This is a genomic window from Sphingobium sp. FW306-1B-F04DB (assembly GCF_058781925.1).
Genome location: NZ_JBYSXE010000048.1, coordinates 1 through 18,341, shown reverse-complemented (window position 1 = coordinate 18,341; position 18,341 = coordinate 1). Strand labels below are relative to the sequence as shown.

At 66.2% G+C, this 18,341-nt stretch carries 21 protein-coding genes; 15 read left to right on the top strand and 6 right to left on the bottom strand.

Annotated features, from left to right (window positions below; translation table 11 throughout):
- The first annotated feature begins 34 nt into the window (after positions 1-34).
- Together AC3WJD_RS17465 and AC3WJD_RS17460 are read left to right on the top strand one after the other, a co-directional pair.
- Positions 35-1,300, top strand: a complete 1,266-nt coding sequence (locus AC3WJD_RS17465; protein WP_492747997.1) for a Xaa-Pro dipeptidase — start codon at positions 35-37, stop codon at positions 1,298-1,300.
- Positions 1,301-1,427: 127 nt separating this feature from the next.
- Complete coding sequence (locus AC3WJD_RS17460; protein ID WP_492747996.1) at positions 1,428-2,093, top strand: phosphatase PAP2 family protein; 666 nt, start codon at positions 1,428-1,430, stop codon at positions 2,091-2,093.
- Here AC3WJD_RS17460 and AC3WJD_RS17455 read toward each other — a convergent pair.
- On the bottom strand, positions 2,053-2,751 hold the full coding sequence (locus AC3WJD_RS17455; RefSeq protein ID WP_492747995.1) for a Crp/Fnr family transcriptional regulator: 699 nt from the start codon (positions 2,749-2,751) through the stop codon (positions 2,053-2,055). The genes AC3WJD_RS17460 and AC3WJD_RS17455 overlap by 41 nt on opposite strands.
- 71 nt (positions 2,752-2,822) lie before the next feature.
- Between AC3WJD_RS17455 and AC3WJD_RS17450 the strand changes: the two genes are divergently transcribed.
- The gene (locus AC3WJD_RS17450) at positions 2,823-3,602 is read left to right on the top strand and encodes a class II aldolase/adducin family protein (protein ID WP_492747994.1); all 780 of its coding nucleotides are present in this window, start codon (positions 2,823-2,825) and stop codon (positions 3,600-3,602) included.
- 85 nt (positions 3,603-3,687) lie between these two features.
- A complete protein-coding gene (locus AC3WJD_RS17445) occupies positions 3,688-5,535 on the top strand; it encodes a gamma-glutamyltransferase family protein (protein ID WP_492747993.1) in 1,848 nt (615 codons plus the stop codon).
- Positions 5,536-5,547: 12 nt separating this feature from the next.
- Here the strand turns inward: AC3WJD_RS17445 and AC3WJD_RS17440 are convergent, their stop codons facing one another.
- The 3 genes from AC3WJD_RS17440 to AC3WJD_RS17430 form a co-directional block, all read right to left on the bottom strand.
- Positions 5,548-5,952, bottom strand: coding sequence for a bactofilin family protein (locus AC3WJD_RS17440; RefSeq protein ID WP_492747992.1), 405 nt, complete (start codon positions 5,950-5,952; stop codon positions 5,548-5,550).
- On the bottom strand, positions 5,945-7,063 hold the full coding sequence (locus AC3WJD_RS17435; protein ID WP_492747991.1) for a M23 family metallopeptidase: 1,119 nt from the start codon (positions 7,061-7,063) through the stop codon (positions 5,945-5,947). Before AC3WJD_RS17435 ends, AC3WJD_RS17440 begins: the two co-directional genes overlap by 8 nt.
- A 224-nt stretch (positions 7,064-7,287) precedes the next feature.
- Positions 7,288-7,695, bottom strand: a complete 408-nt coding sequence (locus AC3WJD_RS17430) for an EVE domain-containing protein (RefSeq protein WP_492747990.1) — start codon at positions 7,693-7,695, stop codon at positions 7,288-7,290.
- Positions 7,696-7,767: 72 nt separating this feature from the next.
- Here AC3WJD_RS17430 and AC3WJD_RS17425 point away from each other — a divergent pair, with 72 nt between their 5' ends.
- Positions 7,768-8,193: an OsmC family protein gene (locus tag AC3WJD_RS17425; protein ID WP_492747989.1), complete on the top strand. Its 426-nt coding sequence runs from the start codon at positions 7,768-7,770 to the stop codon at positions 8,191-8,193.
- Between the two features lie 121 nt (positions 8,194-8,314).
- On the opposite strand, the gene AC3WJD_RS17420 is transcribed toward AC3WJD_RS17425, so the two are convergent.
- Together AC3WJD_RS17420 and AC3WJD_RS17415 are read right to left on the bottom strand one after the other, a co-directional pair.
- Positions 8,315-9,547, bottom strand: a complete 1,233-nt coding sequence (locus AC3WJD_RS17420) for a multidrug effflux MFS transporter (protein ID WP_492747988.1) — start codon at positions 9,545-9,547, stop codon at positions 8,315-8,317.
- Between the two features lie 86 nt (positions 9,548-9,633).
- Positions 9,634-10,704, bottom strand: coding sequence for a DUF3667 domain-containing protein (locus tag AC3WJD_RS17415; protein WP_492747987.1), 1,071 nt, complete (start codon positions 10,702-10,704; stop codon positions 9,634-9,636).
- Positions 10,705-10,781: 77 nt separating this feature from the next.
- On the opposite strand from AC3WJD_RS17415, the gene AC3WJD_RS17410 reads away from it, so the two are divergent.
- The 10 genes from AC3WJD_RS17410 (at position 10,782) to AC3WJD_RS17365 (ending at position 18,261) form a co-directional block, all read left to right on the top strand.
- Positions 10,782-12,047 (top strand): glutamate-5-semialdehyde dehydrogenase, encoded by a 1,266-nt coding sequence (locus tag AC3WJD_RS17410; RefSeq protein ID WP_492747986.1) that lies wholly within the window; start codon positions 10,782-10,784, stop codon positions 12,045-12,047.
- Positions 12,047-12,679: a nicotinate-nucleotide adenylyltransferase gene (locus tag AC3WJD_RS17405; RefSeq protein WP_492747985.1), complete on the top strand. Its 633-nt coding sequence runs from the start codon at positions 12,047-12,049 to the stop codon at positions 12,677-12,679. The genes AC3WJD_RS17410 and AC3WJD_RS17405 overlap by 1 nt, the downstream gene beginning before the upstream one ends.
- 10 nt (positions 12,680-12,689) lie before the next feature.
- Positions 12,690-13,076 carry a ribosome silencing factor gene (gene rsfS, locus AC3WJD_RS17400; protein WP_492747984.1) on the top strand — a complete coding sequence of 129 codons (387 nt, stop codon included), beginning with the start codon at positions 12,690-12,692 and terminating at the stop codon, positions 13,074-13,076.
- Positions 13,077-13,085: 9 nt separating this feature from the next.
- A complete protein-coding gene (locus AC3WJD_RS17395) occupies positions 13,086-13,508 on the top strand; it encodes a 23S rRNA (pseudouridine(1915)-N(3))-methyltransferase RlmH (RefSeq protein ID WP_492747983.1) in 423 nt (140 codons plus the stop codon).
- 5 nt (positions 13,509-13,513) lie between these two features.
- Entirely contained in the window at positions 13,514-14,710 is a 1,197-nt protein-coding gene (locus AC3WJD_RS17390) for a murein hydrolase activator EnvC family protein (RefSeq protein ID WP_492747982.1), read from the top strand.
- 216 nt (positions 14,711-14,926) lie between these two features.
- Positions 14,927-16,258 (top strand): S41 family peptidase, encoded by a 1,332-nt coding sequence (locus tag AC3WJD_RS17385; RefSeq protein ID WP_492747981.1) that lies wholly within the window; start codon positions 14,927-14,929, stop codon positions 16,256-16,258.
- A 19-nt stretch (positions 16,259-16,277) separates the two neighbouring features.
- Positions 16,278-16,757 (top strand): disulfide bond formation protein B, encoded by a 480-nt coding sequence (locus tag AC3WJD_RS17380; RefSeq protein ID WP_492747980.1) that lies wholly within the window; start codon positions 16,278-16,280, stop codon positions 16,755-16,757.
- Complete coding sequence (locus AC3WJD_RS17375) at positions 16,754-17,290, top strand: demethoxyubiquinone hydroxylase family protein (RefSeq protein ID WP_492747979.1); 537 nt, start codon at positions 16,754-16,756, stop codon at positions 17,288-17,290. Before AC3WJD_RS17380 ends, AC3WJD_RS17375 begins: the two co-directional genes overlap by 4 nt.
- A gap of 50 nt (positions 17,291-17,340) precedes the next feature.
- Positions 17,341-17,736, top strand: coding sequence for a hypothetical protein (locus AC3WJD_RS17370; protein WP_492747978.1), 396 nt, complete (start codon positions 17,341-17,343; stop codon positions 17,734-17,736).
- 39 nt (positions 17,737-17,775) lie between these two features.
- Positions 17,776-18,261: a hypothetical protein gene (locus tag AC3WJD_RS17365; protein ID WP_492747977.1), complete on the top strand. Its 486-nt coding sequence runs from the start codon at positions 17,776-17,778 to the stop codon at positions 18,259-18,261.
- Positions 18,262-18,341: the final 80 nt, after the last annotated feature.

Below are 18,341 nucleotides of genomic sequence, written 5' to 3'. Positions count from 1 at the left end.
ACCAAGGGCCAATTCCAGAACCGGGGGCCAATCAATGAAGAAGATCGTCGTCGCCGCGCTGCTCGCTGCAGCCGCCATGCCCGCGCATGCCGAAACCGTGGTCATCACCGCCGATCGCATGGTCGACGTGCTCGCGGGCAAGGTGATCGACCAGCCTGTCATCGTCGCGACCGACGGGCGCATCGTCTCGGTCGGACGGCAGGGCAGCGTGACGCTCCCCGAAAAGGCGAAGCGCATCGACCTTGCGGGCAAGACGATCCTGCCGGGCCTTATCGACATGCACGTCCATCTGGACAGCGACCCCAGATATGGCGGCTATAACGCACTGCAGTTCACCGACATGTTCTGGGTCGCGGCGGGCGTCGGCAACGCGCGGTCCATGCTCGATGCAGGCTTCACCACCGTGCGCAATGTCGGCTCGGACAATTATTCGGACGTCGGCTACAAGCAGGCGATCGACGAGGGTGTGATGATCGGGCCGCGCATCGTGCCCGCGGCGCACGCGCTGGGCGCAACGGGCGGGCATTGCGACGAAACCTATCTGCCGCCTTCGTTCAAGGCGAAGGGCGAGGCGGTGGGCGATGGCCCCCAGCAACTGCGCCAGCGCGTGCGCGAACAGCGCAAATATGGCGCCGAGGTGATCAAGGTCTGCGCGACCGGCGGCGTATTCTCGCGCAATACCGAGCCCGGGCAACAGCAGCTGTCGGAGGAGGAACTGCGCGCGATCGCTGATGAGGCGCACCAATGGGGATTGAAGGTTGCGGCGCACGCGCACGGTGCGGCCGGGATCAAGGCCGCGATCCGCGCTGGCATCGACACGATCGAGCATGCCTCGCTGATCGACGACGAGGGGATCAAGCTGGCGAAGGAGCGCGGTGCGTACCTCTCGATGGATATCTTCAACACCGAATATACCCAGGCCGAGGGCAAGAAGAACGGCGTGATGGAGGATAACCTCCGCAAGGACCGCGAGGTGGCGCAGATCCAGCGCGACAATTTCCGCAAGGCGCATGCCGCGGGCGTGAAGATGGTCTTCGGTTCGGACGCCGGCGTGATGCCGCACGCGACGGTGGGTGGCGAGTTCCGCTACATGGTCGAGTATGGAATGACGCCGATGGAGGCGATCCAGGCCGCGACGCGCAATGCCGCTCAGGCGCTGGGCCGCGAGAAGGATGTCGGCGCGATCGCCGTCGGCCGCTATGCCGATATCGTTGCGGTCGGGGGCGATCCGCTGAACGATGTCCGCCAGCTCGAACATGTCACTACCGTCATCAAGGGCGGCGAGGTCGTGAAGCACTGATGCAGGGCGATCCCCTCCGTGTCATTCCCGCGAAAGCGGGAATCCATGAACACCGCATTTTGCGGAAGAGCTGGCGCGACTGGATTCCCGCTTTCGCGGGAATGATAGACGCGGGGTAGGGGGCATTGTGGTTATCGACGCCATAAACGCGCGCTTCCTGAAGATCGGGCTGGCAGCCTGGGCGCTCGCCGCGCTCGTCATCGCGCTGGTGATGGCGGGCGTGCTGCTGCCGCTCGATACAGCCGCGATGACGGGGCTTCGCGGCGTCACCGATCCGCTGCCCGATTGGGCCGACGCGGCGATGCGCGGGGCGAGCTGGCTGGGCGACGGCTTGCCGCGTTCGCTGATCGCGCTCGCCTTCATGGGCTATCTGGTCTGGCGCAAGCTCTACCGCGCGGTGTCGTACATCCTCTACACCGCGCTCGGCATCGCGGCGCTCAACGCCTGGGTGCTCAAGGCACTATTTCACCGCCCACGCCCCGAACTGGTCGAGCGGCTGACCGATGTCGACGCCACATGGAGTCTGCCCAGCGGTCACGCCGCGAACAGCGCCGCGGTTTATGGCGCGATAGCGCTGATTGCGACGGTGCTTTGGTGGCGCAAGCGGCAACGTCACGCGATATGGGCGGCAACCGGACTGGTGGTGTTCCTCATCGGCCTGTCGCGCGTCTGGCTCGGTGTTCATTGGCCGAGCGATGTCGGTGCCGGCTGGCTGGTGGGGGCGGGATGGGCGCTGCTGCTTGCGGTGGCGCTCAGGCCCGTTCAGGCGCGTCAGCACGCTCCAGCACCCTGATCGCGCCGTAGCTGCGCTGGATACGGCCCGCGCGCTCCATCGCGCAGAGTAGAGTGTTGAGGTGCTGGCGCGATAGCCCGACCAGCCCGGCAAGATCCTCCTGCGTCATGCGCAGCACGGGCACGCCATCCGCATCGGGACTGGCGGCCGCGTCCGCCAAGGTCAGGATCCGGTCCTGGGGCGAAGCGGTCAGCAGCGCGCCGATGAAGCGGAGCGAGGCACGCTGGTGTCGGCAGGAAAGCGTGCCGACATGCCGGTAGAGCCCCGGCGTGTCGCCGGCGATCGCCTCGATATCGTGCGGCGCCAGCGTCGCGACCAGCGTCGGCCGCACCGCCACCGCATCGTGCGGACGCGGCCCGCCATCGAGCACCGATACCTCGCCGAACCAGTTGCCCGGCCGCACGATCATGTTGAGGATCTGCCGGCCGGGTGCGGGATAGGCGACCAGCCGCACTTCGCCGCGGATCACTGCGTGCAGTCCGTCAGGCGGGTCGCCGATGCGATAGATGCGTGCATCCTGCGCAAAGCTGCGCAGCCGTACCCGCGAGAGAATGCGCTGTCTGAGCGGCGCCTCGAGGCTCGCGAACCAGGGATCGGTCTCAAGCAGCGCGGTCTGTGCATCCTCGTCCATCGCGCCATTGTGCGCGGTGCGCGCCAATTGTCAAAAATCCGACAGTCTTTGTGTGCACAGCCTGATATGACTTCGCCAAACAGATCAGGAGAGCGTCCATGGCCACCGCCGCGATTCCCATCAAGAGCGTCCGCGACCAGGTTTCGGAAGAGGAATGGAAGATCCGCGTCGATCTCGCGGCCGCCTATCGGCTCGTCGCGCTATACGGCTGGGACGACCTCATCTTTACGCATCTCTCGGCGCGCGTGCCCGGGCCCGAGCATCATTTCCTGATCAATCCCTATCAGCTGATGTTCGAGGAGATCACCGCCTCTTCGCTGGTCAAGATCGACACCGATGGCATGCCCGTGATGGAGACCCCCTATATGGTCAACGCTGCGGGCTTCACGATCCATTCGGCGGTCCACATGGCGCGCGAGGACGCGCATGCGGTGATGCACCTGCATACACCCTACGGCCAGGCCGTCTCGGCGATGGAGGAGGGGCTGCTGCCGCATACCCAGACCGCGATGATCGCGCGGCACGACATCGCCTATCACGACTATGAGGGGATCGCGACCGACCTCGACGAGCGCGAGCGGCTTGTGCAGGACCTTGGCGAAAAGAGCGCGATGCTGCTCCGCAACCACGGCACGCTCACCGTCGGCGAGACCGTCGGCCGCGCCTTCCTGCGCATGTATTTCCTCGAGCGCGCGTGCGAGGTGCAGGTCCACATGCTCTCCGCCGGGCGCAACGGGCTCAACAATCCGCCGCAGGGCACGCCTGAAAAGGTCAAGGAGCAGACGACCGGCCCGACCATGGCGATGGCCGCCGACCTGCTCGCCTGGCCCGCGCTGCTCCGCAAGCTCGACCGCATCGACCCGAGCTTCCGCGAGTAGCTTCTACCTTGCGCGCGTGACATGGGGTTGCGCGCGCGTCTGAATGGCCGCAACACCCCGTCATCATTCGATGCTGGAGGAAAAGTTGCGCCGCAGGACCTTTCTCGCTTCCGTCCCCGCTGTTGCACTAGGGGCACCGCTTCTCGCGCAACAGCCTGAAGGCGCCGCGGGCGGCAAGCCCGCGCCCGGACTGGCGCCCGATCTGCCCGCAAGCTGGAAGCCGGACGAGGACCGCTTCATTCGCCGTGATGTCGGTGTCGGCGATCGTCCGGTTGGCGCAAGCTTCGGATCGCGCACCGCCGCCTATGGCATGTCGGGCGCTGCGGGTACCGCGCATCCGCTCGCGACGATGGCGGGGATCGACATATTGAAGCGCGGCGGCTCGGCGGTCGATGCGGCGATCGCGATCAACGCGTGTCTCGGCTTCCTCGAGCCCACCGCCAACGGCATCGGTGGTGATTGCTATGTCATGCTGTGGGACCCCAAGGCGGGCAAGGTGATGGGGCTCGCGGGTTCGGGCAAGTCGCCGCGGGGCCTGAGCCTCGACACGGTGCGCAAGCGCGCGAAGAACGGCGTGCTGCCGCCTTATGGCGCCGTCACGGTCTCGGTGCCCGGCACGGTCGACGCGTGGTGGATGCTCCACCAGCGCTACGGCAAATTGAAATGGGCCGAGATACTGCAGCCGGCGATCGAGCTTGCCGAGAACGGTGCGCCGGTCCCCGACCTGATCGCCTGGTCGATCCGGCGCAGCCTCGCCAATTTCAAGCGCAATTCGGGGCAGATCGAGGAACTCGACAATGCGCTCAGGACGTGGGCACCGGGTGGCGAGGCGCCGAAGACGGGCGGGGTGTTCCGCAACCCCGATCTGGCTCGCACGCTGCGGCTGATCGCCGAGGGTGGGCGAGACGCATTCTACACGGGGCCGATCGCCAAGACGATCGACGCCTATTTCAAGCGCATCGGCGGCTGGCTGCGTTATGAGGATCTGGCGGCGCACCGCGGCGAATGGATCGAACCGCACATGACCAGCTATCGCGGCGTCGGTGTCCATGCGCTCGGCGCCAACACGCAGGGCATCGCGACGCTGCAGATGCTCAACATCCTCGAGAATTTCGACATGGGCACGGCGGGCTTCCAGTCTCCGCTTTCGATCCACCTGCAGGTCGAGGCCAAGCGCCTCGCCTATGAGGATCGCGCGCGCTACTACGCCGATCCGCACTTCTCCAAGGTGCCCGTCGACTGGCTGATCTCCAAGGAGTACGCGGCGGAGCGCGCGAAGCTGATCCGCCCCGACCGCATCCTCACCCCCGTTCATCCGGGGCAGGCGCCGAGCAAGGGTGACACCACCTATTTCAGCTGCGCCGACAAGGACGGGATGATGGTCTCCATGATCCAATCCAACTTCCGCGGCATGGGTTCGGGGCTGGTCGCCGACGGTCTGGGCTTCATGTTCCAGGACCGCGGCCAGCTCTTCTCATTGAAGGACGGCCATCCCAATATCTACGCGCCGGGCAAGCGGCCCTTCCAGACGATCATCCCCGGCTTCGCGACGAAGGACGGCCAGCCCTGGATGGCGTTCGGCGTCATGGGCGGTGACATGCAGCCGCAGGGGCAGACCCAGATCATCGCCAACCGCCAGGATTACGGCCTCGAGATTCAGGCCGCGGGAGATTCGCCGCGCTGGCATCATGAGGGCTCGTCGCAGTCGATGGGCGAGGACGACCCGGCGCTGGGTGCGACGGGCCTGTTACGCCTCGAAAGCGGCGTGCCCGCGGCAACGTGCGCGGCGCTGGCGGGCATGGGCTGGAAGATCGGTGAGAGCGACGGCGGTTTCGGCCGCTACGAATGCGTCGAGTTGCGCCACGAGGGCAAGGACCGCGTCTATGCGGCGGCGAGCGAGATGCGCGCCGATGGCTGCGCGCTTGCCTATTGAGTTGTGGGGGTACTACTCGGCGGGGCTCGACGCGACCAGTTTGAGCTGGCTCTCATGCTCCGAGGTGAGCAGCGGCGCTCCGCCCTTCATGGCGAAGCGTCCCTCGACCACGCCGCCGGTCTCGATCGAGATGCTTTCATAGGCGATGTCGCCCGTCACGCGCGCGGTGCGCTCGACAATCAGTTCGCGCGCGGTGATCGATCCGTCGAGCGTGCCCGAAAGCCGCGCGCTGTCCGCCAAGATCGCGCCGGTGATGCGGCTGCCCTCGCCCTGGACGAGCGCGGCGCAGCTGATGTCGCCCTCGACATGACCGTCGATATGCAGGTCGACCGTCGCGCTGATGTTCCCGGTGATGACGACGTCCGCGCCGATGACCGAAAACGTCGCCGCGCTGCGACTCTGGCCGCCCTTAGCCACGTTCGACGGGCTTTGCGAACCGCTTTTTGACGTCGTCTTGGACTTTGAGAACATCGACATTGGCCTCCAGGAAAGGTCGCGGATTCATCGCGCGCCCGTTGATGCGCACTTCGAAGTGGAGGTGCGTGCCCGTCGAACGCCCGGTATTGCCCATGCGCGCGACCTGCTCGCCGCGGGTCACGATGTCGCCCACCTTCACGTCAAAGCCCGACAGATGCCCGTAACGGGTTTCGATTCCGTGACCGTGATCGATCGTGACGAGATTGCCATAGCCCGAGGCGGGGCCGGCATGCGTGACGCGGCCCGCGGCGGCTGCGGCGATCGGCTGGCCGGTATGACCAGAGAAATCGAGCCCGGCATGCATCGCGCCGCCGCCGGTGAAGGGATCGGCGCGATAGCCGAAGCCGCTGGTGAGCGCCGTCGGCGCGGTGGGCGACGAATTGGGAATGGCGAGCAGCGCGCGCTCCATCTGGTCGAGCCGCTGGAGCGAACTGGCCAGCCGCGCCAGCTGCAGTTCCTTGAGCGAGCGCGCATTGGCGCCCCTGACGGGAATATAGGGACCGCCCATAGCAGCGGGGCGGCCGCCGGCGAGCGCCCGGGGATTGAGGCCGTAGCGCCGGATCGCCTGCTCGGCCTGTTGCGCGCGCAGCGTCGCGGCCATGGTCAACGTTTCAGCAAAGGCGAACTGGCGCTGCTCGATCCGTGCCAGCGGCGCCGCCTCGGGCATCGCCGCGCTGATCTTGGCGGCGTCCGCGGCAGGGGCGGGCGTCGTCGCGGGGGTCTTGACGCTGCCGAAATAACCCTCGACCATCCGGTCGAGCATCTGCTGGCGCTTCTCGAGCCGGTCGGCAACGCCATCGACGCTGGAGCGATAGGCCTGGACGCGGTTCGCCGACTGGCTGACCGCTTCCTTCTGCGCGCCGATGGCGAGCCGATCGCGCAGCGTCTGGATCTGCAGCCCGACCATGACAGCGGTCACCATCAGCCACGCGACGACGCCGACCAGCGCCAGCGACGCCAGCTTCATCTGGAAACCCGTGGTGATCTTGAGGAATCGCATCTGTCCGCCGGAACGGACATAGATCTCGTGATCAGGGAAAAACCGGGCCATTCGGGCGTGAAGCCCGGCAAACCCCGCTCGAATTTTCAGCACTGTGCGACCCGCTCTATTCCGATTGGTGACGTCACATAGCAAGCGAGTCTGAAAGTCCCGAGTCGGTCTCGTCTGGACTCGTGACGAGTCGAGCGAGTCGCGCGACGAGATGTTTAAATTCCGGAAAATTACGTAAGGATAATCGTTTCCATGGCGAATCGACCCTTGTTTTGATTCGGTCGTTACGCTCCCGCCATTTCCATGATCACCTTCCACTGAGCCTCGGATATGGGGACCACCGACAAGCGCGACTGTTTGATCATCGGCAGGTCGGCGAGTCGAGGTTCTGCCTTGATCGCCTTGAGGCTGACGGGCCTGGGCAGGGCTTTCACGGGCTTCACCTTCACCGCGACCCAGCGCCCGGTGTCATCGGTCCGGTCGGGCTCGGCTTCCGCCGAAACCTTCATGATTCCCACGGCCTCGAGCCCGGTATTGCTGTGATAGAAGAGCACCTGATCGCCCTTCTTCATCGCGCGCATGTGGAGCGCCGCGGTCGGGTTGCGCACGCCGTCCCAATAGCCTTCGCCTTCGCGGACCAGATCGTCCCAGCCATAGGCGTCGGGTTCGGATTTCATCAGCCAGTACGCCATGTCTCTTCTCCCGATGCTGTCACAGTTGCTGTGTTATGCTCCCTCAGCCCAACGGCCAAGAGGAGCATTGCCATGATCACGCGCACCGCGACCGCACGCTATGAAGGCTTCGGCAAGGACGGAAAGGGGCATGTCTCCACGCAGTCGGGCGTGCTCGACAATCCCTACGCCTTCACCACGCGCTTCGAGGACGAGCCGGGCACCAACCCCGAGGAGTTGATCGCGGCCGCGCACGCCGCGTGCTTCACCATGGCGCTGAGCTTCGCGCTGGCAAGGGCGGGCTATTCGGAGGGCAGCCTTGAAACTTCGGCCGCGGTCAAGCTGGAGAAGGACGGCGAGGGATTCAGCGTCACGCGCTCGGACCTCACGCTTTCGGCCAGGGTGCCGGGGATCGAGGAGGCGCAGTTCGCCGAGCTGGCCGCCGGCGCTAAAACGAACTGTCCGATCTCCAAGCTCCTCAAGGCCGAGATCACGCTTGAGCACACGCTCGCCAGCTAGACATTGATCGGTTCAGGCTGAATCGGTCTGAAGCGTGGATCAAGGTCTCAACCCTTTGAATAGAGCCTGATTCACGCTTTCGGCGGAAGCGCGAAGCGCTTCCACCTCAAACGATCAGGCTTTAGGCAGGGTGACCAAAGAGCCGGCCGCGTTCGCAGACGAGGATCGCCGTAAGCGCGCCGAGCCCGCAGACGAAGAAACCCGCATAGAGCGGCACCGTTGTGCCATCATAGAGCTGGCCGACCGCGATGCCGATCAGCGTGCCGTTGATCGTGGCGAAGGCGCCCTGGAGCGAGCTTGCGGTGCCCGCGACCTCGCCGACATGCTCCATGGCGAGTGCGTTGAAATTTGCGGTGGCAAGGCCGAAACAGCCCATCACGGCCGCCTGGAGCAGCGCGAAGGTCCAGAGCGATTCGTGCCCGCTGGCGGTGACGAGCAAGTGCATGCCGCTCACCAAGGTGAAACCGATCAGCGCCCAGTGGCCGATGGAGCGCATGCCCAGTTGCACGACCAGCCGCGAGTTGATCAGCGACCCGACCGCCATCGTGGCTGCGACGCACGCAAAGACGGGCGCGAGCAGATGTGGCGCCGCGAAGACATCGGCGAAGATCTGCTGGACCGAATTGATGAACCCCAACAGCGCGCCCGTCAGGAACGCGCCCGCGACGGTGTAGCCCGTCGATTGCCGGTCGCCGAGCACGTGTGCAAAGGAACTCCGGATCTGTGCGGGATTGATCGCGATCCGCGCCGCCGGGGCGAGCGTTTCGGGAAGTCGCGCCGCCACCCAGCACCACAGCGCAATGCCGACAAGGCCCAGCGCCACGAAAATCCAGCGCCACGGGCCGACGAGCAGGATCAGTTGTCCGACCGAAGGCGCCAGGATGGGCGCCGCCATGAACACGATGAAGGCGAGGCTCATCACGCGTGCCATCTGGCGGCCGACGAAGCGGTCGCGCACGATCGAGACGACCAATGTGCGCCCGCCCGCCGCGGAAGCGCCCTGGAGCATGCGCGCGACCAGCAGCATCTCGAAGCTCGGCGCGAAGGCGGCGGCGACGCTGAACAGCGTATAGGCGGCAAGCGCCGTGAGCAGCACGGGGCGTCGCCCCAGCCGGTCCGACAGCGTGCCGATGAAGAACTGTGCGACGCCGAAGCCGATCAAGAAGGCCGAGATCACATATTGGCGGTGATTCTCCGCGCCCACGGCAAAGCTCTCGCCGATCGCGGGGAGCGCGGGCAGCATCGAGTCGATCGCCAGCGCGACCATTGCCATGATTGCCGCGATCAGCGCGACGAACTCGCGAAAGCCCGGGCGCTGCGCGTCCAGGGCATCGGGATGCGCGGGACCAGTCATGACCCGGCCTTTGGCGCAAAGTGCGTATCAAGGCCATAGCGGCCGCGACAAAAATGTTGCGGCGCAAAAAAGAGTCTGCGGCGAGGTCAGCCCACCAGCCCAAGCCCGAGCAGTAGCAGCCCGAACAGCACCAGCGTGAACACGGTAAAGTTGAGCAGCAGGAAGGTGCGGATCAGCGCCTTGCCGCGCGTCTGCTCATACGCCCCCTTCATCTGGGCGTAGATGTGGACCGGCGGGACGAACACCGCCGCGATCGCGATCCACTTGCTCGCCAGCCCAAGCGTGCCGAGCAGCGTCAGCAACGTGAAGAACATCGTCATGAAGGCGAGCGAATATGTGACAAAGACCGCATGGTCATAGACGTGGCGCTGGCGGTGCCAGAAAAAGAGCAGCCAGACGAAGGGTACCGAAATCGGGATCAGCATCCACGAGAATTTGTACGCGTTGGTTTGCAGCTTGTAGAGCAGCAGATTGGGGTTTTTGGAGGCCTTGGCGATGCCCTTGTCGAGCCGCGTCCAGCCCGTCCGGGCATCGCCGAACATCTGGCCGCTCTTGTCGGCAAGCACCGTCGGGCCACCCTCCACGATCCTGAGCACACCCGAAACGGTCGCTTTTTCGCGCTCGAGTTCGGCGGTGCTTTTGCCCGCGGTCCTGGCCTCGGCGATGCGGCGGTCGATGCGCGCGAGTTCCGCCGCGATCTCCTCGCGCTTCGCCTTGACCTCGACCTTGCTCTGCGTGCTCACATCGTTCTGGACTGCTGTCGGCGCCTCGAGATAGCTGCCGAAGAAGCTCAGCACCGCGAACATCAGGAAGACCGAGAACAGGAACAGCGCGAGCGGCGAAACGAAGCGCATCCGTTCGCCCCGAATATAACGGCGCGTCAGTTCGCCAGGGCGAAAGGCAAGCAACGGAAGCGTGCGCCAGATCTTGCCCTCGAAATGCAGCACGCCATGCGCAATGTCGTGCCAGATAGTGCTCAGCGATCGGTGGACATGCCCGGGCTGGCCGCATTCATGGCAATGCGACCCGATCAGGGCGGTGCCGCAATTGAGGCATATCGCTCCATGCGCGCCGTGCCCGTCCGCGCCGCCCTCGACCGCGCGTGCGATCAGCCCCCCGGTGATCGCGTCGCCCGCTGCTTCGATTTCCCCTGTCATGTCGTCGAGATATCAGCCGTGCCCGCGGCTGTGGAGAGACTATTTCGGTGGCGCGCCGATCGTGCTAGCGGGCGGGAATGATCGAGAAGGGCATCGATTGCGAAACGCTGATCCGTTCGATGGGCGAAGCTGCGCGTGCGGCGGCGCAGCAACTCGGCGCCGCTTCGAGCGCGCGCAAGGCGGCGGCGCTCGAAGCGGCGGCGGCCGCGATCCTCGCCGATCGCGATGCGATCCTTGCCGCCAATGCCGAAGACATGGCGCGCGGCCGCACCAACGGCCTGTCGCCGGCGCTGCTCGACCGGCTCAGCCTCGATATCAAACGGCTCGAGGCAATGGCGGCGGGAGTCGAGGCGGTGGCGCATCTGCGCGATCCCGTTGGCCGAATCATCGACGAGACGCTGCGCCCCAACGGGCTCATCCTCCAGCGCGTGCGCGTGCCGCTGGGGGTGATCGGCATCATCTATGAAAGCCGCCCCAATGTGACCGCCGATGCGGGCGCGCTCTGCCTCAAATCGGGCAACGCCGCGATCCTGCGCGGAGGTTCGGAGGCGATGGCGAGCAACCGCGCGATCCATGCGGCGCTCGTCCGCGGTGTCGTCTCCGAAGGACTTCCCGAAGACGCGATCCAGCTTGTCGGCGTGACCGATCGCGCCGCGGTAGGTGCGATGCTGACCGCAATCGGGCTCATCGACATCATTGTGCCCCGCGGCGGCAAATCGCTCGTCGCGCGCGTACAGGAAGAGGCGCGCGTGCCCGTGCTCGCGCACCTCGACGGCATCAACCATGTCTATGTCGATGCCGCCGCCGATCCCGACAAGGCGATCTCGATCGCCGTCAACGCCAAGATGCGCCGCACCGGGGTGTGCGGCGCGATGGAAACGCTGCTGATCGACCGCGGCTATGCCGATCCCAAGTCGCTGATCGGCGCGCTGATCGAGACGGGCTGCGCGGTGCGGGGAGACGAAGCCGTGCAGGCGCTCGACGTTCGCGTCACGGCTGCGAGCGCCGAAGACTGGGATACCGAATATCTCGACGCGATCGCTTCGGTCGCGATCGTCGAAGGCGTGGAAGGCGCCATGGCGCACATCGCCCGCCACGGATCGCACCACACCGACGCGATCATCACCGAGGACAAGGCCGTCGCCGAACGCTTCCTTGCAGGCGTCGACAGCGCCATCGTCGCGCACAATGCCTCGACGCAATTCGCCGATGGCGGCGAATTCGGGCTTGGCGCCGAGATCGGCATTTCCACCGGCCGGCTCCATGCGCGCGGCCCCGTCGCGCTCGAGGGGCTCACGACCTATAAATGGCTGGTGCGCGGAACGGGCCAGACCAGGCCCTGATGAAGCGCGTCGGCCTTCTTGGCGGATCGTTCAATCCTGCGCATTCGGGCCATCGCAAGATCAGCCTTTTCGCGATAGAGGCGCTCGGGCTCGACGAGGTGTGGTGGCTGGTCTCGCCGGGCAACCCGCTGAAGCAGGGTGCCTCCGATATGGCGCCGCTTTCGGTACGGCTCGCATCGGCGCAGGAGATGGCCCGGCGCAGTCGGATTCGCGCTACCACAATCGAGGCGCAACTCGGCACGCGCTATACCATGGATACAATCGCGGCGCTGCGCCGGCGCTATCCGAAGATAGACTTCATCTGGCTGATGGGGGCCGACAATCTCGGCCAGTTTCACCGCTGGCGCGACTGGCGGCGGATTGCGGCCACGGTCCCGATTGCCGTAATCGCGCGTCCGGGTTATGATGGCCCTGCCCGCGCAAGCCCTGCGATGGGTTGGCTAAGGGGGTTCGTCCGCCCCGCATGCCACAGAAACCGTTGGACGCAATGGAGTTTGCCGGCGCTCGTGCTGTTGCGCTTTCGCCCTGATCCAACCTCCGCAACCCGTCTGCGACAGGCAGACCCCCATTGGCACCACGTCTTTGGCCGGAGCGTCCCGCGCGACGGTCTGACACGAGTGCCGATACCCTGAAGGAGCAACCTTGCCAGCCACCGCTTCCGCAAAAGTGCCCCATGACGCCGAAGGCGTCGAGGCGCTTCATCAACTCGTGCTCTCTTCGCTCGAAGACGACCAGGCGGTAGAGACGGTCTCCATCCCGCTAGCCGGAAAAAGCAGCATCGCCGATCACATGGTGATTGCGAGCGGCCGTTCCACGCGTCAGGTCGCCTCGATGGCGCAGAAGCTCGTCGAGAAGATCAAGGCCGAGTTTCACAAAACCGCGCGTATCGAGGGTCTGCCCAATGCCGATTGGGTACTCATCGACGCCGGCGATGTGATCGTCCATCTCTTCCGTCCCGAGGTTCGTAGCTTCTACAATCTCGAGCGGATGTGGAATTTCGGGGACGCGCCCGCCGCCAACGAGGGCTGACGCGCGCCGATGCTGCTCCATATCGTCGCCCGCGGGCGTATCGGCCGCGGGCCCGAGGCGGAGCTCGTCGACCGCTATGTCAAACGGCTCAGCTGGCCATTCCGGATGACCGAGCTGCCCGATAGCGGCGGCAAGATGCCGGCGCACGAGCCGGGCACCGTCACGGTGATGCTCGACGAGAAGGGCGAGCAGCTGGGTTCGATGCAATTCGCGAAAATGCTGGAGGCCTGGCGCGACCAGGGGCGGCGCGAGGTGCGCTTCCTGATCGGCGCTGCTGACGGCTTCGACGATGGCCAGCGCGCCGAAGCGGACCTGCTGATCGCCTTCGGCAAGGCGACCTGGCCGCACCTGCTGGCGCGCGCGATGCTCGCCGAACAATTGTGGCGTGCCACCTCGATCCTTGCCAACCACCCCTATCATCGCGAAGGATAGCGCGCATGAAGCGGGCGGCGATATGGGGCGGGATCGCGGCGCTGGGCCTCGGGCTCGGCGCGGCCACGCTTTCGCCTGCCGCGACCACGCTCAAGGACGAACAGCGCGCGTTGATCAAGGCCAAGCAGGACGCGCTGATTGCGCACCAGCGATCGCAGCAGTTCGAGCATGACGCCGCCGCCGAGCGCGACGAGGCGGTCCGTGCGCAGAGGCTCGCCGCCGCCGTCGCGGCGCGCATCCAGGAGGCCGAGGCGGGGATCGCCGCAGCCGAGGCGCGCATCGCGATCGTGTCGCGGCTGCAGGCGGCGCAGCGCGCGCGGCTGGCCGAAAAGCAGGGCGCGATCGTCCGCCTCGTCGCCGCGCTCCAGACGATGTCGCGCCGTCCGCCCGCGCTCGCGCTCGTCCGCCCGGGCACGACCAGCGATGTCGTCCATATCCGCTCGCTGCTCGCCACGGTGATGCCCGTGGTCGGGGAGCGCACTCTCGGACTGCGCGAGGAAGTTGAACGCGGGCGCGCGCTCAGGCGCACCGCGGACAGTGCGGCCGCGTCGCTGCGCGATGGCCAGCAAAAGCTCCGGGTCGAGCGCGTCGCGCTCGCGCGGATGGAGGCCGGGCATCGCGCGCGGGCGCAGCGCTATGCGAGCAGTGCCATGTTCGAAGCCGATCGCGCGATCGCGCTGGGCGAACGGGCGCGCGACATTACCGAACTGATGGACGAGCTCGAGGGTGCCGCCACGACGCGCGAGGCGTTGGCCAGCCTGCCGGGCCCGTTGCTGCGGCCACGCGCGCCCGATGGCGCGACTTCGCCGCCCCCCGATCGCCGTCAGGCAAGTCGCCGCAACCCGCCCTATCGCTTGCCCGTGGTCGGCGATGTCGTGACGGGGCTGGGCGAGGTTTCGGCCTCGGGCGCACGCGCTAGGGGCATTACGCTGCAGACCGCGCCGGGCGCGCAGGTGGTGGCGCCGACCAGCGGGCGGATCGCCTTTGCCGCACCCTTTCGCGGCTATGGCGAGATCGTGATCATCGATCATGGCGGCGGCGTGACCACGCTGATCACGGGCATGGCACGGCTCGGCGTCAAGGTCGGCGACAATGTCGAGCAGGGCAGCCCGATCGGCCGCGCGGGCGCGGGTCGCCCGACGATTACCGTCGAGCTGCGCCGCGACGGAAAACCCGTCGATATCGTGCCGCTTGTCAGCTGAGGTTCAGGTTGGGGTCCTAATCTGTGCCTGCTCCCTGTTGGGGAAGGGGACGATGCAGCGTCGTCCCCTTCCTTGTCGTCAGGCCTTGATCGGTTTGGACCGACCATCGGCAAGGGTCCCGACCGCGGAGCGGCAACTTGCATTTCTCCCGCGCGTAAAAGCCTGTATGCTCGCCCCACAAATTCTGGGAATCCTTTTGCAGGAACCGTGACTCAAATGCCCAAACCGATCTTCCGCGCCGCCCTTGCCCTGTCTGTCGTGGCGCTCGTACCCGCGACCACCGCCAGCATGGCCGCGGTCGACGCGACCACCTGGCGCGAGCTCGACCAGTTCCTCGCCGTCTTCGAGCGCGTCCGCGCCGATTATGTCGAGAAGGTCGACGACGAAAAGCTGATCAAGGGCGCGATCGACGGCATGCTGGCCAGCCTCGATCCGCACAGCTCCTATCTCGACGTGCGCGATTTCGAGAACATGCGCACCCAGACCGACGGCGCCTATGGCGGCCTCGGCCTGACGGTGTCGATGGAGGATGGCGCGGTCAAGGTGATCACGCCGACCGAGGACACCCCCGCCTATCGCGCGGGAATCAAGGCGGGCGACTATATCACGCACCTCGACGGCACGCTGATCTATGGCGGCACGCTCGACGAGGCGGTCGACCAGATGCGCGGCAAGCCGGGCACCTCGATCAAGCTCACCATCGTCCGCCCCGGCCGCGACAAGCCCTTCGACGTCACGCTGACCCGCGAGATCATCGAATTGAAGCCCGTGAAGTGGGAGGTGAAGAACAAGGTCGGCATCATCAACATCAACAGCTTCTCGCGCACGACGGCCGAAAGCGTCCGCGCCGCGGTTGTCGGTATCGAGAAGTCGCTGGGCAGCAAGCCGCTCGGCTATGTGATCGACCTCAGATCCAACCCCGGCGGGCTGCTCGACCAGGCGGTCGAGGTCTCTGACGTCTTCCTCGAGCGTGGCGAGGTCGTCTCGCAGCGCGGCCGGCAAAAGGGCGATATCGAGCGCTTCTATGCGCGCCCGGGTGACATGGCGAAGGGGCTTCCCATTGTCGTGCTCGTTGATTCGGGCTCGGCCTCGGCGGCTGAGATCGTCGCGGGCGCGATTCAGGATCATCACCGCGGCGTCGTCATGGGTGAACGCAGCTTCGGCAAGGGATCGGTACAGACGCTGCTGCCGCTTACCGAAAACACCGCGCTCCGCCTCACCACCGCGCGCTACTTCACGCCCTCGGGCCGCTCGGTGCAGGAGGGCGGAATCGAGCCCGACATCCTCGTGCCGCAGCTCTCCGACCCCGACTACAAGACGCGCCCGCGTTTCCGCGAGGCTGACCTCAAGCGCCATCTCATCAACGAGGCCAAGGTCGACAACAGCGTGCTCGAGGAGGACGGCAAGGACGATCCGCGCTTCAAGATGAGCGCGGACGAGCTGAAGAAAAAGGGGATCGAGGACTTCCAGCTCACCTACGCGATCGATTCGATCACGCGACTCAACAAGCCACTGACGGTCGCCGCGCGCCCCACCGGCAAACGCTGACGCGCGCGGGGGGCTTGTGATGGACGCACTCGGCAAGGCGCGCGCGCTCGCGCTGCTCGTACCCACGGCATTGCTCGGCGGGGCGCTCGGCTCGCAATATCTGGGCGGGCTCCACCCATGCGAGATGTGCTACTGGCAGCGCTGGCCGCACTGGGCGGCGCTGGCGCTCGCCGTGCTTGCGATCGCGCTCAGGAAGAGCGCGGCGGGGCTGTGGCTGCTTGCGCTCGCGGGGCTCGCGATTTTGGTCAGTGGCGCGATCGGCGTGTTCCACGCGGGTGTCGAATATGGCTGGTGGGAAGGGCTGACCAGTTGCTCGACCAATCTGGGCGGCGGCAGCGCGGACGATATTCTCAACGCAATCATGGCGACGCCGGTGGTGCGCTGCGACCAGGCGCAGTGGGCGCTAGGCGGAATCTCGCTCGCGGGCTTCAACGCGATCTTTTCGATTGCCGCTGCGATCGCCATATGGGTGCTGATGGCCAGGGCGAGAAAGCCATGAACCGGGTCCGGCCTGGAGAGCAGCGCGCGGACACTGCCTCGATGCTCCGCGTCGATCAGGCAGGCGAATTCGGCGCGACGCGAATCTATGCGGGGCAATTGGCGGTGATGGGCGATCGCGTCGCCGTCGCGCGGACGATCGCGGGCATGGCGGCGCAGGAAGAACGCCACCGCAAGCATTTCGATGCAATGATCGCGCGGCGCGGCGTGCGCCCGACGCTGCTCCAGCCCGTCTGGCACGTCGCGGGCTTCGCGCTCGGCGCGGTCACCGCCGCGATGGGCCCCGAAGCCGCCATGGCCTGCACCGCCGCGATCGAGACCGAGATCGACAAGCATTATTCCGAACAGCTCGAACAGCTTGGCGACAGCGATTCCGAATTGTCCGCGGCGATCGAGGAATTCCAGGCCGAGGAGGTCGAGCATCGCGATGCCGCGCTTGCCGCGGGGGCGGAGAATGCGCTGGCCTATCCCTTGCTGAGCGCGGCGATCCGTATGGGATGCCGCGCGGCGATCGCCTTGTCCAAGCGGATCTGAGTTCACGGGGCACCGTGCGTTTTAACGGGGTAGCGTAAAGGAACGGCCGAATGAGAAGCCCCATGATATTCGCGGCGCTGGCGCTTGGTGGCGCAGTTGTCGCAACCCCCACGGCCGCGCAGGAAACCCAGCGCATGCTCGTCATCTATGGCGACGACGAATGTCCGCGCGGCGCCGGAGAGGACGAGATCGTCGTCTGCGCGCGCAAGCCCGAATCGGAGCGCTACCGCATTCCAGAGCGCTTCCGCGAAAAGGAAATCTCGCCGCAGAATGCCAACGAAAGCTGGGCGGTGCGTGCCGAAGCGCTTGAATATGCAGGCAGAACGGGCATCAATAGCTGCTCGGTTGTCGGGCCTGGCGGCTGGACGGGTTGCTATGCCGAGATGCTGCGCGTTGCGCGTGAGGAACGGCGACAGGCGGCGCGTGAGCGCGCGCGGGTTCCATGATAGATTGGCCGGCGGCCGGACAGGGTTGAGGAGGAAGTGATGATGCGTTTTATGGGGCCCGCGATCCTGCTGGCATTGGCCGCGCCTGGCGGTGCGCAGGCGCAGGAACCCGGCAAGATCAACCAGCTGATCGTCTATGGCGACGACCCCTGCCCGCGCAGCAGCGATGACGAGATCGTCGTCTGCGCGCGCAAGAGCGAGAATGAGCGCTTCCGTATCCCCGAGAATCTCCGGGGCAACCCCACCGATCCCGGACGCGACAGCTGGGTGAACCGCGCCGAGCGCCTCGAATATGTGGGCCGCACCGGCATCGGCAGTTGCTCGCCCGCGGGCTCGGGCGGCGCCAGCGGCTGTTTCGCCCAGCTGATGCGCCAGGCGCGCGAGGAACTCGCGGTCGGCGACGGCACCAACTGGACCCAGCTCGTCGAGGCCGCGCGCCAGGAACGCCTGAGCCGGATCGACGCCCAGGCCGCCGCGATCGAGGCCGACATCAAAGCCGAGGAAGAGGCAAAGGCGCCGGAATAGCAAGGCGCAGGGCTTCGCCGGCCATTTCTGAATTGTCGTGGGACGCTGTCTCTCACCCCTCCCTTTCAAGGGAGGGGACG